This is a genomic window from Mariprofundus aestuarium, assembly GCF_002795805.1.
Classification (GTDB): domain Bacteria; phylum Pseudomonadota; class Zetaproteobacteria; order Mariprofundales; family Mariprofundaceae; genus Mariprofundus; species Mariprofundus aestuarium.
The window spans coordinates 1889050-1904769 of sequence record NZ_CP018799.1 but is presented as its reverse complement, the minus strand read 5'-3'; the positions used below and the strand labels follow the sequence as shown (position 1 = coordinate 1904769).

At 47.8% G+C, this 15720-nt stretch carries 15 protein-coding genes; all 15 read left to right on the top strand.

Going from position 1 to position 15720, the window contains the following annotated elements; translation table 11 throughout:
* Positions 1 to 40: 40 nt before the first annotated feature.
* Positions 41 to 619 carry a CatB-related O-acetyltransferase gene (locus Ga0123461_RS12730; protein ID WP_269467106.1) on the top strand — a complete coding sequence of 193 codons (579 nt, stop codon included), beginning with the start codon at positions 41 to 43 and terminating at the stop codon, positions 617 to 619.
* Complete coding sequence (locus tag Ga0123461_RS09200; protein ID WP_100278067.1) at positions 612 to 1505, top strand: sulfotransferase family protein; 894 nt, start codon at positions 612 to 614, stop codon at positions 1503 to 1505. The genes Ga0123461_RS12730 and Ga0123461_RS09200 overlap by 8 nt, the downstream gene beginning before the upstream one ends.
* The gene (locus Ga0123461_RS09195; RefSeq protein ID WP_100278066.1) at positions 1505 to 2209 is read left to right on the top strand and encodes a class I SAM-dependent methyltransferase; all 705 of its coding nucleotides are present in this window, start codon (positions 1505 to 1507) and stop codon (positions 2207 to 2209) included. Before Ga0123461_RS09200 ends, Ga0123461_RS09195 begins: the two co-directional genes overlap by 1 nt.
* A gap of 65 nt (positions 2210 to 2274) precedes the next feature.
* Positions 2275 to 3249 (top strand): glycosyltransferase, encoded by a 975-nt coding sequence (locus Ga0123461_RS09190; protein ID WP_100278065.1) that lies wholly within the window; start codon positions 2275 to 2277, stop codon positions 3247 to 3249.
* Between the two features lie 198 nt (positions 3250 to 3447).
* The gene (locus tag Ga0123461_RS09185; protein WP_100278064.1) at positions 3448 to 4467 is read left to right on the top strand and encodes a polysaccharide biosynthesis protein; all 1020 of its coding nucleotides are present in this window, start codon (positions 3448 to 3450) and stop codon (positions 4465 to 4467) included.
* A gap of 14 nt (positions 4468 to 4481) precedes the next feature.
* Positions 4482 to 5609: a non-hydrolyzing UDP-N-acetylglucosamine 2-epimerase gene (wecB, locus tag Ga0123461_RS09180; protein ID WP_100278063.1), complete on the top strand. Its 1128-nt coding sequence runs from the start codon at positions 4482 to 4484 to the stop codon at positions 5607 to 5609.
* A gap of 1 nt (position 5610) precedes the next feature.
* Complete coding sequence (locus Ga0123461_RS09175) at positions 5611 to 6468, top strand: dTDP-4-dehydrorhamnose reductase family protein (protein WP_100278062.1); 858 nt, start codon at positions 5611 to 5613, stop codon at positions 6466 to 6468.
* Between the two features lie 9 nt (positions 6469 to 6477).
* Positions 6478 to 7707 carry a glycosyltransferase family 4 protein gene (locus tag Ga0123461_RS09170; protein WP_100278061.1) on the top strand — a complete coding sequence of 410 codons (1230 nt, stop codon included), beginning with the start codon at positions 6478 to 6480 and terminating at the stop codon, positions 7705 to 7707.
* Positions 7704 to 8648, top strand: coding sequence for a UDP-glucose 4-epimerase family protein (locus Ga0123461_RS09165; RefSeq protein ID WP_100278060.1), 945 nt, complete (start codon positions 7704 to 7706; stop codon positions 8646 to 8648). Before Ga0123461_RS09170 ends, Ga0123461_RS09165 begins: the two co-directional genes overlap by 4 nt.
* On the top strand, positions 8645 to 9205 hold the full coding sequence (locus tag Ga0123461_RS09160; protein WP_100278059.1) for a sugar transferase: 561 nt from the start codon (positions 8645 to 8647) through the stop codon (positions 9203 to 9205). Before Ga0123461_RS09165 ends, Ga0123461_RS09160 begins: the two co-directional genes overlap by 4 nt.
* Positions 9202 to 10446 carry an O-antigen ligase family protein gene (locus Ga0123461_RS09155; protein ID WP_232710114.1) on the top strand — a complete coding sequence of 415 codons (1245 nt, stop codon included), beginning with the start codon at positions 9202 to 9204 and terminating at the stop codon, positions 10444 to 10446. The genes Ga0123461_RS09160 and Ga0123461_RS09155 overlap by 4 nt, the downstream gene beginning before the upstream one ends.
* Positions 10437 to 10733 (top strand): ComEA family DNA-binding protein, encoded by a 297-nt coding sequence (locus tag Ga0123461_RS09150; protein ID WP_100278058.1) that lies wholly within the window; start codon positions 10437 to 10439, stop codon positions 10731 to 10733. Before Ga0123461_RS09155 ends, Ga0123461_RS09150 begins: the two co-directional genes overlap by 10 nt.
* A 77-nt stretch (positions 10734 to 10810) precedes the next feature.
* The gene (locus tag Ga0123461_RS09145) at positions 10811 to 12670 is read left to right on the top strand and encodes a polysaccharide biosynthesis protein (RefSeq protein ID WP_100278057.1); all 1860 of its coding nucleotides are present in this window, start codon (positions 10811 to 10813) and stop codon (positions 12668 to 12670) included.
* Positions 12648 to 14828, top strand: coding sequence for a replication restart helicase PriA (gene priA, locus Ga0123461_RS09140; RefSeq protein ID WP_100278056.1), 2181 nt, complete (start codon positions 12648 to 12650; stop codon positions 14826 to 14828). The genes Ga0123461_RS09145 and priA overlap by 23 nt, the downstream gene beginning before the upstream one ends.
* A gap of 160 nt (positions 14829 to 14988) precedes the next feature.
* Positions 14989 to 15651, top strand: coding sequence for a CPBP family intramembrane glutamic endopeptidase (locus tag Ga0123461_RS09135; RefSeq protein ID WP_157819304.1), 663 nt, complete (start codon positions 14989 to 14991; stop codon positions 15649 to 15651).
* The last annotated feature ends 69 nt before the right edge of the window (positions 15652 to 15720 follow it).

Genomic DNA, 15720 nt, shown 5'->3' with positions numbered 1-15720 from the left:
TCTGAGCCACAAAAGATTGCTGAATCTATTGCTTAGATTCATGTCGTTGAAATATCAGGGGGTATACCTTGCTCAAGGTAGCCGGCTGACTGCGGATGCTGAGATCGGCTTTGGGACACGTGTTAACGGGCCAGTAGTAATCAAAGGGCATGGTAAAGCTGTTATTGGCAAATACTGCGCCATTGGAGATGGCCTTCGTGTCATCACGAGTAATCATGACTTGCAATACCTTTCAGTACAAAATGCATTGCAACAAAGTATTTTAGGCCATCATGCAACTGATAAAAAACGGGACGTTAAAATTGGCAATGATGTCTGGATTGGAGATGGAGTGATAATTCTGCCCGGAGTGGAAGTTGGTGATGGGGCCATCATTGGTGCGGGCGCTATTGTTACGCGTAATGTCAATGCATATCAGGTGTCAGCAGGAAATCCTGCAAAACATATAAAATCTAGATTTCCAAAAAGTGCTGTTGAATTACTCAAGGACTTGAAGTGGTGGGACTGGAGCCTTGACGAGATGAGAGCAAGGAAGGGACTGTTTGAAATTGATTTCTCATCACTTAATGAGCAGGATATTGAAGCTATAAAGGCTAAGACTGCACAAGCTCATGAGTAGTTCTGGTATGCCAAACTTCATGATAATCGGAGCTGCCAAGTCTGGGACCACGTCATTGCATCACTACCTTACTCAGCATCCCCAAATATTTCTTCCGATGGAGAAAGAGCTTCAGTTTTTTACTGATAATGAACTTTATAATAAAGGGAAAGAGTTCTATTTGAATAGCTATTTTTCCGGGGCAGAGAGTTATTCTGCCATAGGGGAAGCTACGCCGTTTTACCTGCATCGACCTGAGATCGTCATACCTAGGTTAAAGCATTTTTTTCCTGCTGAATCATTAAAATTTATCGTGTTACTCAGAGATCCGGTAAAGCGTGCTTGGTCCCATTATCTTCATATGGTACGTCTTGGATTGGAGCCTCTTAGTTTCGAGCAAGCACTTGAAGCCGAAAGTGAACGCCTGAGTCAACAGCCTATGTCATGGTATAGTTACTTCTCCGATGGCCTCTATTACAGGCAGCTGGAGAAGTGGTTTAATCAATTTCCTAAAGAACATTTTTTAATTATCACTCAGGATCAACTGGCGGAGAATGTGACCCAGACTCTTGAGGATGTATTCATGTTTCTGGATGTCGAATCACATATTTCTATTGCCGACACCACAATGAAAAATGAGGCGGGAGAAGCTAAAAGCAAACTGTTAATGAGGTTTCTTATGGGGAGGCCTTTCGGAATGCCTGCAATAAAGAGAGTGCTGCCGATCAAGTTCAGAAGGCGAGTTGGTATGAAACTGCGTCAAATGAACACTCGCCCTGTTAGTAGTGTAATGGAAATGAATGCAGAAACATATGACCTGTTGAGAAAAGAGTATGACCAAGATATTGCCAGCCTTGAACGTTTGTTGAACCGTTCGTTTGCATCTTGGCGCACTGAGGTTTGTTGATGAAGCATCCAGAAGAGCAATATATTGATGGGACATATGCGTCCCAAAATCCAAGCTGGGATTCCGAGGATAGTCAATGGAAGGCTGCCCATGTTTGTTCCCTCATTGAGGAAGTATCAAGCAAGCCGGGCTCAATTTGTGAGGTGGGTTGCGGAGGCGGTGGCGTCCTTGCGGCCATACATCATATGCTTCCTGGCGTGTCGCTGTCCGGTTATGATATTTCTCCAGGAGCTCAGCCTTTTTGGGAAGAACATGATAGTTTAAAGATTGACTTTCATGTTGGAGACTTTCTTCAGTCAGATGGTTCACATGATATAATCCTGTTGCTTGATGTTCTTGAACATGTATCTGATCCACACGCATTCTTGTTAGAGATTAGGCGCCGGGCTCCATTGTTTATCTTTCATTTCCCGCTTGATCTCTCATCAGTTTCAGTCCTTCGCGAGTCACCTCTACTGCATGTCAGGAGAAAAGTGGGTCATATCCACTATTTCACCAAGGGCTTGGCGCTTGAGTTACTCAGTGAATGTGGGTTTGAGGTTATCAAAAGCCGGTATACAGGTGCAGCATTTAATACACCTCAACCCGGGTGGAAAACCAAGCTGGCTCAAATCCCGAGACGTATAGCCTATGCTTTAAACAAGGATTTCGGTGTTCGTCTATTAGGTGGTGAAACCTTGATGGTACTGGCCAAGCCGCGGTGAATTCCAGACGACTTCTGTATGCCCCCAATATACATCAGGGCGGAGGAAAGGTTTTACTGCTTCCTGTGCTGGAGGCATTGCAGGGTGCTGATGATGTTGTCTTTGTGCTTGATGATCGCATGCGTTTGCCCGATGGGGTTAAATTGGCGGGAGAGGTGTATCGCGTAAAAGCAACGCTGTTTTCAAGACTGGTATTTGAGTGGAGGCTGTCCAATCTTATTTTGGCCGATACGCTGCTGTTATGCATGGGGAATTTGCCGCCACTATTTGCGCATAAGGGATACCAGCAGGTGTTTGTGCAGAACCGTTATCTGATTGATGAAGTGTCTTTAGGATCTTTTGGCTTACCGGTACGTATTCGATTGATGATTGAGCGATGGTGGTTGCGATCAAGGTCCCGTTATGTGAGCCGCTTTATTGTTCAGACGCCAACGATGAAGCAGCTGATTAGAAAGTCACTGTATGTAGATGCTGAAGTTTTTCCATTTACAGCTGCTACGGCTGAAGTCGAGCTACCTAAAGCGGACCATAGAAGGCGGTATGACTTTCTCTACGTGGCTTCTGGAGAGCCGCATAAAAATCATAAAAGGCTGATTGAGGCATGGACCATACTTGCCGAGAAAAGAATTTTCCCGAGTTTGTGCCTTACACTGGATGCAAAACGATCCCCCGATTTATGTACGTGGATATCTGCTGAAGCTGAAGAATATGGTTTGAATGTTGCAATAATTGGAGAGTGTTCCCATGATGAGGTTCAGCGTTTGTATAGGCAATCTGCAGCTGTAATTTATCCGTCACTTTTTGAATCGTTTGGTTTACCTTTGGTAGAGGCTGCAACAGTTGGACTGCCCATTCTGGCCAGTAATTCGAGTTATGTTACGGATGTGATCTGGGCGACTGATCATTTTGACGCTCTCTCTTCTCACTCAATTGCGGATGCTGTTAGCCGATTTTCATTTCAACCGGCATCATTGAGCGTTGATCTGCTTAGTGCTGGCGAGTTTTTGCGTCAGGTTTTCAGGAGGAGTGAAGCAGATTGAAGGTTCTTGTCGTAGTTATTTCTGAACTTATGTTTGATTCAGTTCTGCGCGAAAAAAATGGGCGCTAAAGGGTGGCAATTAGCTTTTACAACTTATATTTGGGATATTGCTGCTCGTAGGAACTTGGCATTGTTTCGTAATTATTTGAGAGAGCAGCCTCTATGACTCCTTGCGGTATCATAGAATAATGGAGAATGTATGTTTAAAGATAAAACCTTATTAATAACTGGTGGAACAGGCTCGTTTGGTAATGCAGTGCTGCGTCGTTTTCTAAGCACCAATGTTGATGAAATTCGAATTTTTTCGCGCGATGAAAAGAAGCAAGATGATATGCGCAAGTTATATAATCATCCGAAACTTAAATTTTATATTGGCGATGTACGTGATGTGAACTCGATTACTGATGCCATGCGCGGTGTGGATTATGTATTTCATGCGGCAGCCTTGAAGCAGGTTCCATCGTGTGAGTTTTATCCTATGCAAGCGGTGAAGACGAATATCATCGGCACTGAGAATGTGCTTAATTGTGCGATTAATGCCAAAGTGAAAAAGGTCATTGTATTGAGCACGGATAAGGCTGTTTATCCGATCAATGCGATGGGTGTTTCAAAGGCGATGATGGAAAAGGTGGTGGTAGCCAAGTCCCGTAACCTTAATGATGAAGATACAATGATTGCCTGCACCCGTTATGGCAATGTTATGGCCTCCCGTGGTTCGGTGATCCCTCTGTTTATTGAGCAAATCCGCACTGGTAAAGAGATTACGATTACAGATCCTGCCATGACGCGTTTTATGATGAGCCTTGATCAGGCTGTGGAGCTTGTGCTTTTTGCTTTTGAACATGGACACAATGGCGATATTTTTGTGCAGAAGGCTCCTGCCGCAACTATTGGTCTTTTAGCGGATACAGTGAAGAAGTTGTTAAATAGACCGGAGCATAAGGTGAAGGTCATCGGCACCCGACATGGTGAGAAGCTTTATGAGGCATTATTGACCAGAGAAGAGATGGTTCATGCTGTTGATATGGGTGATTATTACCGCATCCCCGCAGATACTCGTGATTTGAATTATTCAAAATATTTTGAAGAGGGTGAGAATGTGGTGACGCAAGCTGATGAATATCACTCCCATAACACGGTTCAGCTGTCAGAGGACGAATTACGTCAGATGCTATTAGAGCTGCGTGAGATCGAGAAAGACATTAAAGAGTTTGCCTGAACGTGGAGAAAAAAATGATTAAAGTCATGACTATCGTGGGCACGCGCCCTGAGATCATTAAGCTTAGTGAAGTGATGAAAGTGCTTGATAGGCATACGAATCATGTTGTTGTCCATACAGGGCAAAATTACGATTATGAGTTGAATGAAATATTCTTTGAGCAACTGGGTGTGCGTCGACCTGATTTTTTCCTAGAGGCTATGAAAGGTACGGCCTCGGAGACAATCGGTGATATTATTGCCAAAGCAGACAAAGTGATTGCTGATGAGCAACCGGATGCTATTCTCCTTTATGGTGATACAAATAGCTGTTTGTCGGTCATTCCTGCGAAGAAAAGAAAAGTACCTATTTTTCATATGGAAGCAGGAAATCGTTGTTTTGATCAGCGAGTTCCCGAAGAGATCAATCGGAAAATTGTCGACCATTTGAGTGATATCAATATGCCGCTTTCAGAACAAGCGAGGGATTATCTGATCTCTGAAGGTATTCGCCCAGAAACAATCATTAAGACAGGCTCATCCATGCTGGAAGTGTTGAATGCGAATATGGATGAAATCCAGGCTTCAGACATTTTGCAGAAGGAAGGTCTGGAAGCGAAAAAATATATACTGATGAGTGTTCACCGAGAAGAAAACGTGGATTCTGAGAAGAACTTTTCTGACCTGTTGGAGTCGATTGATATGATGTCCGAGGTCTATGGCATGCCTATCATCATTTCAACCCATCCACGAACCAGGAAGAAACTCGAAGCTATGGATTATGAATCCAGTAATGAGCTGATTCGTTTTTCCAAGCCTTATGGTTTTCATGAGTATAATAAATTGCAAATGGAAGCATTTTGCGTGATTTCTGATAGTGGTACGATCGCAGAAGAGGGCTCGTTGTTAAATTTGCCGGCAATCACAATCAGGCAGGCACATGAGCGTCCTGAAGGTATGGATGAGGGTACCCTCATTATGTCTGGATTGAATAAAGAGCGCATCATAGAAGCAATTGATGTTGTCACAACGCAACATAATGTCAGGCAGCGTGTGATGAAAGTAGTAGCTGACTACGATGTGGATAATGTATCAAAGAAGGTACTGCGGATTATCCTCTCTTATACAGACTATGTTAACCGTGTTGTTTGGAAGAAGGACTAATATGAAAAAGAAAATTGTTGTTCTTGGCTCAAGGGGCATGGCAGGTCATGTGATGACAATGACCTTAAGGGAAGAGGAATCATTTGAAGTCTTTGGGGTTGCTCGTGAACCTGGAGAATTTGTCGACCAGGATTTAGATGTTACCGACTTCAATCGACTGGGTGAATATTTAGCGGATGTAAAACCTCAGTATGTGATTAACTGTATCGGTGTTCTTGTTGCGCAATCAAAAGAGCAAGTTTCATCAGCAATTCTTATCAATAGTTATTTGCCACATCTCCTTTCTGAGTTAGGGAGTAAGCTTCATTATAAACTGATTCATATTAGTACCGATTGCGTGTTTTCAGGGGTTGAGGGGAAATATGTTGAAAATGCATTTCGCGATGGTGACGATACCTATGCGCGAACAAAAGCCTTGGGCGAAGTGATTAACGAGAAGGATTTAACGATTCGCACATCCATTATCGGTCCTGAAATCAAATCAAATGGGACGGGTTTATTTGACTTCTTTTTAAAACAGACTCTGGGTATTCAAGGCTATACCAAGGCCTTTTGGTCTGGTGTGACTACATTGGAGTTAGCCAAAGTAGTGGTAAATGTAATCAATAATGATATTCATGGCCTGTATCAAGTTACCAATGGTAAAGCGATTAACAAATATGATCTTTTGATGTTGTTTAAGAAATACACCAAGAAAGATATACCGATTGAAGCAGTGGATGGTAAAGTCACCAATAAGACGTTGGTTGATACGCGACAGGAACTTGATGAACCAATTCCCGACTATGATGTAATGGTGCGTGATATGGTAAATTTTATGAGAAAGCATCCTGATCTATATGTGCAGTATTCACTGTAAGAACATACATTGCGTATTCTCATTGTAACCCAATATTTCTGGCCAGAGAACTTTCGTATTACCGATCTTGCAATTGCTTTGAAAGATAAAGGTCACGAGGTCACAGTTCTTACAGGTATGCCTAACTATCCAGCTGGAAAACTCTATGATGGTTATTCTTGGTGGAAAAACCGACGTGAGACCATGCAGACCATTCCCATTGTTCGTGTCCCTCTTTTTGTAAGGCGTGAAAGCAGATCATGGCAATTGGTGTTGAATTATTGTTCATTTGTATTTTTTGCATGTTTGCTGGCGCCCTGGCTGCTACGTAAACAGCCTTTTGAGGTTATTTTCACCTATGAAGTTTCACCCGTAACAGTTGGTATACCAGCAATCTTAATGAGTCGTTTGAAGAATGCTCCGATGTTCTTCTGGGTACAGGATTTGTGGCCAGAAACGCTTTTTGCCACAGGTGCGGTAAAGTCACCACGGATTTTGTCAGCTGTAGGGCTCATGGTGAAAAAGATTTATCAGGGCTGTGATCGTATTCTTGTTCAATCTCAGGGTTTTGTTGAGCCTGCAGTAGCAGCAGGGGCAGAAAGAGAGAAAATTAAATATTTCCCTAATTGGGCAGAGTCACTTTATCAGCCTAAAGAATTGGAGCCATCGGCAGAAGAGCGTTTAGAGATACCAAGCGCAGGGTTCGTGATGATGTTTGCTGGTAACCTGGGAGCAGCGCAGTCTCTGGACACCATTGTAAGTGCAGCAGAGCTATTGAAAGAAGAGAATATTCATTGGGTGTTTTTGGGGGATGGCCGCAGGCGGGGCTGGTTGCAGAGTGAAGTTGATAATAAGCAGTTGGATAAGGTGTACCTTTTAGGTAGTCGCCCCATGGAAATGATGTCTGCATATTTTTCACTTGCCGATGCTCTGCTCGTCACGCTGAGAGATGACCCTGTGATGGCAACGACTATTCCATCAAAAGTACAGTCATATTTAGCCTGTGGAAGGCCAGTTATTGGTGCTTTAAATGGTACCGGGGCAAAGGTTGTTCTTGAGAGTGGGGCTGGTTACTGTGTTGCCTCAGGTGATGCAAAGGGTCTTGCCCAAGCGGTACTGAAGATGAGTCAGCTGAGTGATGCTGAACGCGATGAGATGGGGCTTTCAGCGCATCGCTATTATAAGAAAAATTTTGATCGTGATATGTTGGTGAATCAGTTGGAAGAATGGATGCGCTCCAGTTGTGGAGAAAACCAATGAAGGTATTGGTTACCGGATCGACTGGTTTTGTTGGTAGTGCTGTGGTTCACCAGTTAAGTGTGGCTTCAGGTCAGAGTGTGGTTGCTGGTCTGCGTCAACCAACAACAAAGTTAGCAGGCCATGTTGAGCAAGTCGTGATGGGTGATTTGCTGGCTTCTACTGATTATGGCAATGCGTTTGAATCTGTGGATGTGGTAATTCATACCGCGGCACGAGTGCATGTGATGTCTGATGATAGCAGTGACCCTCTGGCTGAGTACCGCAAGGTGAATGTGGATGGCACCCTTAATCTGGCTAGGCAGGCAGCTCAAGCAGGTGTGAGTCGATTTATTTATATCAGTTCGATCAAGGTGAATGGTGAGTCGACGGAGGACAGGCCATTTACACCTGATGATGTCATCAGTACCAACGACCCCTATGGTTTGTCGAAATGGGAGGCGGAGCAGGGTTTGTTTGCTTTGGCCGAAGTATCAGGCATGGAGGTGGTGGTAATTCGCCCTCCGTTGATTTACGGACCCGGCGTGAAGGCGAATTTTTTGAGAATGATTCAGTGGGTGCAAAAAGGTGTGCCGCTGCCATTAGGAGCTGTGAAAAACAGGCGTAGCCTGATTGCTTTGGATAATCTGGTCAGTTTTATTATTCATTGCATTGATCACCCCAAGGCATCCAATGAGGTGTTTCTTATTTCTGATGGTGAAGATGTCTCTACAACCGATCTGTTGAAGAAAGCGGCAAGAGCCTTTGGAAAGCAAGCACGCTTGATTCCTGTGCCAGTGGGATTGATGTGTTTTGTAGCATCTCTATTAGGTAAAAAGGATATTGCAGACCGTTTGTTTGGATCGTTGCAGATAGATAGCTCTAAAGCCAGGAACCTTTTACGCTGGAACCCCGTGATAAATATGGATGAGCAGCTCAAGAAGACTGTTGAGGGTTGGAAGTGAAAAGAGGCTTTGATCTGGTCTTGTCATTTATAGTGCTTATCTGTGCCGCTATTCCCATGTTATGTGTCGCACTATTGGTAAAGTCGACTTCCAGAGGTCCAGCTTTGTACTGGTCCACCCGGGTGGGCAGAGATAACGAAGTTTTCCAAATGCCCAAATTTCGTAGCATGAAGGTGGATACGCCTGCAGTGGCAACGCATCTATTACAGGATCCCAAAAGCATGTTAACACCCATCGGTGATTTCTTACGCAAATCGAGCCTGGATGAACTGCCTCAAGTATGGTGTGTACTTAAGGGTGATATGAGCTTTGTCGGGCCACGCCCAGCGTTGTTCAATCAAGATGATTTGATTGCACTAAGAACCGAAAAAGGGGTGCACGTGTTGCCAGTAGGCCTTACTGGTTGGGCGCAGGTGAATGGGCGCGATGAGCTGCCGATTCCTGCGAAAGTTGAGCTGGATATGGAATACCTTCGCCGACACTCTTTCTGGTTTGATATATATATCTTATGGTTAACGTTCATTAAAGTGGTTCGACGAGAGGGAGTGTCCCATTGAGCCGTTTAATCATGATTTTACTTTGTGCTGCTGCTTTGGTATTTCCCTTTTCGGTTGCGGTGACCAATATTTTCTTAGGCGCTGCGCTGGCTTTAGGGCTTGTATCGGGGGTTTGGTGGCAGGGAGCTAGAGAGTGCTGGAGCAACCATAGGTTACTTAGCATTATCTTTTGTGCTTACATGGTTCTGTTGCTGCTTGGGCTGTTGTGGAGTCTTGACCTCAAGTGGGGGCTGCATGTCTTGGGGCGTCACTGGTTCTGGTTACTTCTTCCAATTGTAGTTTCCATATCTTTAGATAAGAAGTGGCGAGATTTATTTCTGCTTTCATTATCTGCCGGATTGGCAGTTAACCTTGTTTATTGTGTCCTACAGATGTTCGGGTATGTAGAAGTCACTACTGGCGGTTCAAATGCCGAGAATGCTACGGGACATATCGGCCATATCGGGTTCGGTTTTGTCTACGGTGTCTGGGCTACCTGGCTGTTACACTTGGGATTGCTCTGGAGTGGAACACAACGCCTGATCGTATGGGGGTTGGCGGCTTGGTCATATGTGATGGTTTTTGCGGCACAAGGGCGAAGCGGTTATCTCATTGCTGTGATACTCATGTTAAGCGTGTGTCTAAAATGGGTGGTTGACTCAAGAAGCTGGCGAATTGCAGTGATGTTTGTTGCCATGGCTGTTCTGATGCTGTTTGTTATTGCCCTAGGTTCTGGCAAAGAACGCTTACATGGAACTTGGCTTGCTTTTACTCAAACACAATATGAGGCGGGGCTGGATTGGCGTGATAGCTCAGACAATGCCATTCTGGCAACACAAGAGCGTTTCCAAATGTGGAAGACCAGTATCAATATATACCTGGATAATCCAGTTCTAGGCGTTGGAACGGGAGGATTTCCGGTGGCGCTTGATAAAATGATAGCCGAGAGGCGTTCGGCATCGAGATCTACAGCGCATCCCCATAACCAATACCTTCTAAACCTGACTCGCTGGGGGCCTCTTGGACTTCTGCTCTTGTGCTCTTTGCTCTACTTCTGGATGCGGGAAGGCTGGCGCATGGATTGGCGTGAGTTACCCATGGCACCACTCATTTTTCTCCCTGCATTAGCTCTTGCAGTTCATGCGCTGAGTTCGACTTCTGTAGAAGAGCATTTTTCTGCTATACTGGCTGTACTATTGCTTGGAACAGGATTGGCCGGCAACCGGATACAAAATGAAAAGGGGGATTGCGAATGCAATTAAAACACCTTTTTGAATCTCTGTTAGTTGCTGTTTTCATGCTTGCTACACCGGTACATGCCGGAGAAGCGGTCAATCTTAATACAGCAACAGTAGAGGAACTTCAGGCTGTAAAAAGAATTGGTGAAAAGACAGCCGAGGCAATTGTCGCGTACAGGAATGAACACGGGGCATTTGCCAAAGTGGATGATCTGCTTGATGTCAAAGGAATTGGTGAGAAAAACCTGGCCAAAACCAAGGATTCCGTCGAAGTTGGCGGGCATGATGATAAGGAAAAAGCCAGTTACTAGCAGGTGCTGAACTGCATGGCGCGGCAGTTTCATGGATAGAGATTGCCGCGCCATCTTTTTTGTGAAGCATGGTCCGCATGAGTAAGCTCAAGGCACTGCGAAATCCGCTTCTGGTGATGGTTCACGACCTTGTGTGGATTCCACTTGCCATCTGGCTGGCCTACTGGCTCCGCTTTAATCTTGATGTCATCCCTGTTGAATATGTCAGGCCGTTACAACTCTTAATTATTACTGCGCTGCCAATGCATGCGGCAGCGTATTTCTTTTTCGGCCTCTACAGGGGAATCTGGCGATATGCCTCAATGCCCGATCTAATACGCATAGTTAAGGCTGTATCACTTGGTGCTGTCATAAGCTTTATTGTGATGTTTCTCTTACTGCGTCTGGAGGGGCTGCCACGCTCTGTGCTGGCACTCTATCCTGCTATATTAATCAGCGGCCTGATTCTTCCCCGGTTGTTTTATCGCTGGATCAAGGATCGTAATCTCAACATTCGCTCTTTTGAACGCAAGCGGGCGTTACTTGTTGGGGCAGGCCAAGCAGGTGAACTTCTTGTGCGCGACCTGCTTAAATCAGGGCCTTATGAGCCAGTCGGTTTTCTTGACGACTCCGCACTCAGACAGGGCCAGGAAATTCATGGGGTGCGGGTTCTCGGGACACTGGATGACCTTGGGAAGATTATTGAACTCCGCAGTGTTGAGGTGGTGCTTCTGGCGCTGCCATCAGCGTCGCATCAGCTGATACAGAGGGTGGTGAAACAGTGTCAGGAGCATCATGTGGTATGCAGAACACTGCCTTCTGTTTCCGATCTGGCTGATGGTAAGGTTGAGGTGTCACATCTGCGGCAGGTTGAGATTGAGGATCTGCTGGGTCGTGAGACGATTGAACTGGATGACTCTGGTATTCATCAGTTGCTGACAGGCCGATGCGTCTTGGTGACTGGAGCAGGGGGGTCTATCGGTTCGGAGCTTTGTCGGCAGGTGGTGAGGCATAAGCCCTCCCGCCTGATTTTGCTGGATCACGGTGAATTTAATCTCTACACCGTTGAGCAGGAGATTCAGGCGATGCTTCCGACTGAAACAGTGCTGCATGGTGTATTGGGGGACATCCGCGATGTGTCACGCATGAGCTGGGTCTTCGATCACTTCCGGCCTGATGTGGTGTTCAATGCCGCCGCTTACAAGCATGTGCCACTGGTGGAGGAGAATCCGGCCGAAGGGGTGAAGACCAATGTCTTCGGTACCTGTGGCATTGCCGATATGGCGGTACAGTTCGGGGTTGAAAAGTTTGTACAGGTATCAACCGACAAGGCGGTTAATCCGACCAATGTGATGGGGGCAACCAAGCGTACTGCTGAAATCTACTGCCAGAACCTCAATCGACGCAATGAGAGTACGGCATTCATTACTACCCGCTTTGGCAATGTGCTTGGCTCAGCAGGTTCGGTTGTACCGCTGTTTCGCAAACAGATCGAGGCGGGTGGCCCGGTTACAGTTACCCACCCCGATATTACCCGTTATTTCATGACCATCCCCGAAGCCGTAAGCCTGATTCTTCAGGCGGGAAGCATGGGGGAGGGTGGCGAGATATTCGTACTCGATATGGGTGAGCCGGTGAAGATTGTCGATCTGGCCGAGCAGATGATCCGCTTGACAGGTCTTGAGCCCGGTCGCGATATCGAGATTAAGTTCACGGGTTTAAGGCCCGGTGAGAAGCTCTATGAGGAGCTGTTTCATGCATCTGAAAAGCTGGCTGCGACTAGCCATCCGAAGATTTTACTCTCGGGAAGCCGCGAGGTGGATTGGGATGCGATGTTGCAGCTGATGGAAGAGCTTCGCGGCGCCTGTGGCAAGCGCGATGTACAGCAGATCTATAACGAATTGAAACAGCTTGTGCCAGAGGCTGCTTTTACGCATGGGAGTGATCGAGCTGAGTAGTTCGGCTGTGGTGTTGTCCGATCAAAATGTTGCTGTCGAGGTTGCGGTGTTTGCACCACTTCCCGGGAGCTTTACCTATCTATGGCCGGACTCTCTTGGCAAACCTCTGAGCGGTATCCGTGTTCAGGTGCCATTTGGAAAGGGAACCCGCTTCGGTTTGGTTCTGGCTGTAACCACTGTTACTGGTGATGAAAGCTCAACGTTTAAATCTGTTGGCGATCGCCTTGATGTGGAGCCTCTGCTTGATCACTCTCGTCTGGCATGGCTGGAGCGGGTAGGGCGCTACTACCTCGCTTCACCCGGAGAGCTCTGGAGCACCTCGCTTGGCTGGGCACTTCAGGATGACCTGCGCCGTTTTCGCTGCAGTGAGCCTGCCCGGCTTGCTGCGCACCCTCTGCTTGCAAACCTGTTTGCTACCCGTGCAGCGGTCACGCTGAAAACTATTCTGAAACGTGCGGCAGAATCAGGCAGCACGTCAGGTGTGCGCTATGCTCTCTCCAGAGCGGTGGAGACAGGGTTGGTGCAGGCGGTTGCAGCGCAACCGTTTCTACCTGCAGAGGGGGATAAGGGATCTGAATTCGTCGCGACAGCAGATCAGCAACGTGCGATCAATGCGATTGTTTCTCACCTCGACACCTTCAAGCCCTACCTGCTTTTTGGACGTACCGGCTCGGGAAAAACAGAGGTCTATCTCAACGCTGCCGAATCGGTGGTGGCAAACGGTGGCCAGGTGCTGGTGCTGGTTCCGGAAATCGGACTTACACCGATGTGGCTTGCCCGTCTGACTGCGCGCTTTAAGCATGTGGCGATCTGGCACTCGGCCTTGAGTGGTGGGGATCGCTTGTCGGTGCGTCAGCATCTGGATCAGGTCGATGTGCTGATCGGTACCCGCTCTGCTCTGTTTCTGCCGCTACCCAAGCTTGCCATGATCGTGGTTGATGAGGAGCACGATGGTAGTTTTAAACAGCAGGAGGGGATGGCCTATTCGGCGCGTGATATGGCTGTGCTGTTGGCTCAGGAGCTGAATATCCCCATTGTGCTTGGTTCGGCGACGCCAAGCCTTGAGAGCTGGAGTCAGGTTGAGGCGGGGCGGTATGAGCGTCTTGATCTGCCACTGCGGGTGGCCTCCCATGACACACCCATGCGTAGCGAAATTGTCGATATGCGCGGGGTTGATGCGCCACTCTCCGATCCGCTTCTGAATGCCATGCGCGAAAATCTTGAGCGGGGTGACCAGTCGATCCTCTTCCTGAATCGGCGTGGTTATGCCCCTGCATTGCAGTGCACGGCCTGCGGCGATGTGCCGGAGTGCCCCGGCTGTTCGATTCGATTGACCCTGCACCGCCGGGCAGGCCAGTTGCGCTGCCACACCTGCGGTTTCCGGCGTCGTGTACCAAAAAGCTGCGAGTCGTGCGGTGAGGATGCCTTTCTGCCGCTTGGCGAAGGAACCGAGAAGCTGGAGGAGTGGCTCAAGGAGTCGATTCCCGAGCTACGCTTCTCCCGCTTCGATCGCGATGTGATCACCAGTCATGCTCGTCTTACCGATACGCTTGCGGCATTTGAGAGTGGAGAGCTCGACTGCCTGATTGGTACCCAGATGCTGGTGAAGGGGCACGACTTTCCCAATGTGACGCTGGTTGGTGTGGTTAATGCCGACCTCGGCGTCAGCCTGCCCGATTTCAGGGCGGGGGAGCGCTGGTGGCAGCAGATGACGCAGGTGACAGGCAGGGCGGGCCGTGGTCATAAGCCGGGACAAGTGATTATTCAGACACGCATGCCTGAGGCTGACTGGCTAACGCGCATCTCTGAAGATGATGCGATCCAAACACTTGGTGAAGAGTTGAAGCTGCGAGAGATGCTGCACTACCCGCCCTATGCCCGCTGGGTGCGGCTGGTCTTCTTATCTACAAAGATTGAAAGGGCAACCGAGGTGGCCACACTCTTCACCCGCCACTGCGAAAACCTTGAAGGGGTCAATGTCACAGGCCCCATGCCTTGTCCGATGGAAAGGCTGGCCGGCAAGTATCGCATAGAGGTGCTGCTGCGCGATGCCTCTCGAAAACTTTTGCCATGGAAACTGCAGCCGCTGCTCACAGGCATGGTTCCACCGCGAGATGTGCGCATAAGAGTGGATGTTGACCCCCAAGACATGATGTGAGTGAACCCGACGGAACGGCTGCTTTCGGCTGCGAGTTTAACTCGCAGCTGAAAGCAGCCATTTTGGGTGGAGCACAAGGGCTTGAAAAGTGTGTTTTTCTGGAGTGCTGCTGAAACATGAGCTGGCGTTAGTATCGGCTGCCGATGAATCAGGAGCAGTTATGAGAAAAGGTTTCATGAAGTGTATTAAGGACGTAACCGCTGTTCGAAAATCGTGGGGTGAGCTGCCGCTGAAGTTTGCGCTGAGCATGGTGCTGGGTGTTGTGGTCTGTGAAATGGCTGCAGGGGCTTTGCTGGCTGGCGTTGAGTTGCAGACACAGCTGCTGATTCTGCGTCTGGTCGAACTGATTGTGATCGGACTGCTTATTAACTATTTCAAGATGGGGGATAACCTCGGGCTGGGTAGGCCGGATGCTGAAGGAGTGCGGGTATTTGCGGTGCTGGCTGCAGTCACGCTGGTTCTGTTCGTGATCCTGCTGCTGGTTTTCTGGTTACTGGACTACGCACTGCTTGCGCATCTTGCCGCTCCACCATGGCTTGCTGGTCTGGCCGGGCTTCTGCTTATGGTGCTGCTGGCACCGGTGGTGGAGGAGCTTCTATTCCGTGGTCTGATCTTCCGCCTGCTGCGCCGATCTTTCGGTATGCTTTTGTCCGTGTTGTTAAGTGCAGGCTGTTTTGCCCTGATGCATGGTCAGCCGGAGCTGCCACAAATCTTCGGCGGTATTGTTTTTGCACTGGCCTACGAGTGGAGTCGTAACCTTTGGGTTGCAGTTGCCCTGCATGCCAGCGCTAATGCTGCAGCTCTTCTTTTTGTACTATTTTAGGCTGGATATTCCAGCCCGTTTCTTTTTTGTGCCCGCTTCATAGAGTGGGTTGCCTGTTGTAGCAGATAT

Coding starts and splice junctions, on each gene's coding strand:
- priA (WP_100278056.1), top strand. CDS start 12,648: ATGGGAGTGATCGAGCTGAGTAGTTCGGCTGTGGTGTTGTCCGATCAA.
- Ga0123461_RS12730 (WP_269467106.1), top strand. CDS start 41: ATGTCGTTGAAATATCAGGGGGTATACCTTGCTCAAGGTAGCCGGCTG.
- Ga0123461_RS09200 (WP_100278067.1), top strand. CDS start 612: ATGAGTAGTTCTGGTATGCCAAACTTCATGATAATCGGAGCTGCCAAG.
- wecB (WP_100278063.1), top strand. CDS start 4,482: ATGATTAAAGTCATGACTATCGTGGGCACGCGCCCTGAGATCATTAAG.
- Ga0123461_RS09165 (WP_100278060.1), top strand. CDS start 7,704: ATGAAGGTATTGGTTACCGGATCGACTGGTTTTGTTGGTAGTGCTGTG.
- Ga0123461_RS09195 (WP_100278066.1), top strand. CDS start 1,505: ATGAAGCATCCAGAAGAGCAATATATTGATGGGACATATGCGTCCCAA.
- Ga0123461_RS09150 (WP_100278058.1), top strand. CDS start 10,437: ATGCAATTAAAACACCTTTTTGAATCTCTGTTAGTTGCTGTTTTCATG.
- Ga0123461_RS09135 (WP_157819304.1), top strand. CDS start 14,989: ATGAGAAAAGGTTTCATGAAGTGTATTAAGGACGTAACCGCTGTTCGA.
- Ga0123461_RS09185 (WP_100278064.1), top strand. CDS start 3,448: ATGTTTAAAGATAAAACCTTATTAATAACTGGTGGAACAGGCTCGTTT.
- Ga0123461_RS09145 (WP_100278057.1), top strand. CDS start 10,811: ATGAGTAAGCTCAAGGCACTGCGAAATCCGCTTCTGGTGATGGTTCAC.
- Ga0123461_RS09175 (WP_100278062.1), top strand. CDS start 5,611: ATGAAAAAGAAAATTGTTGTTCTTGGCTCAAGGGGCATGGCAGGTCAT.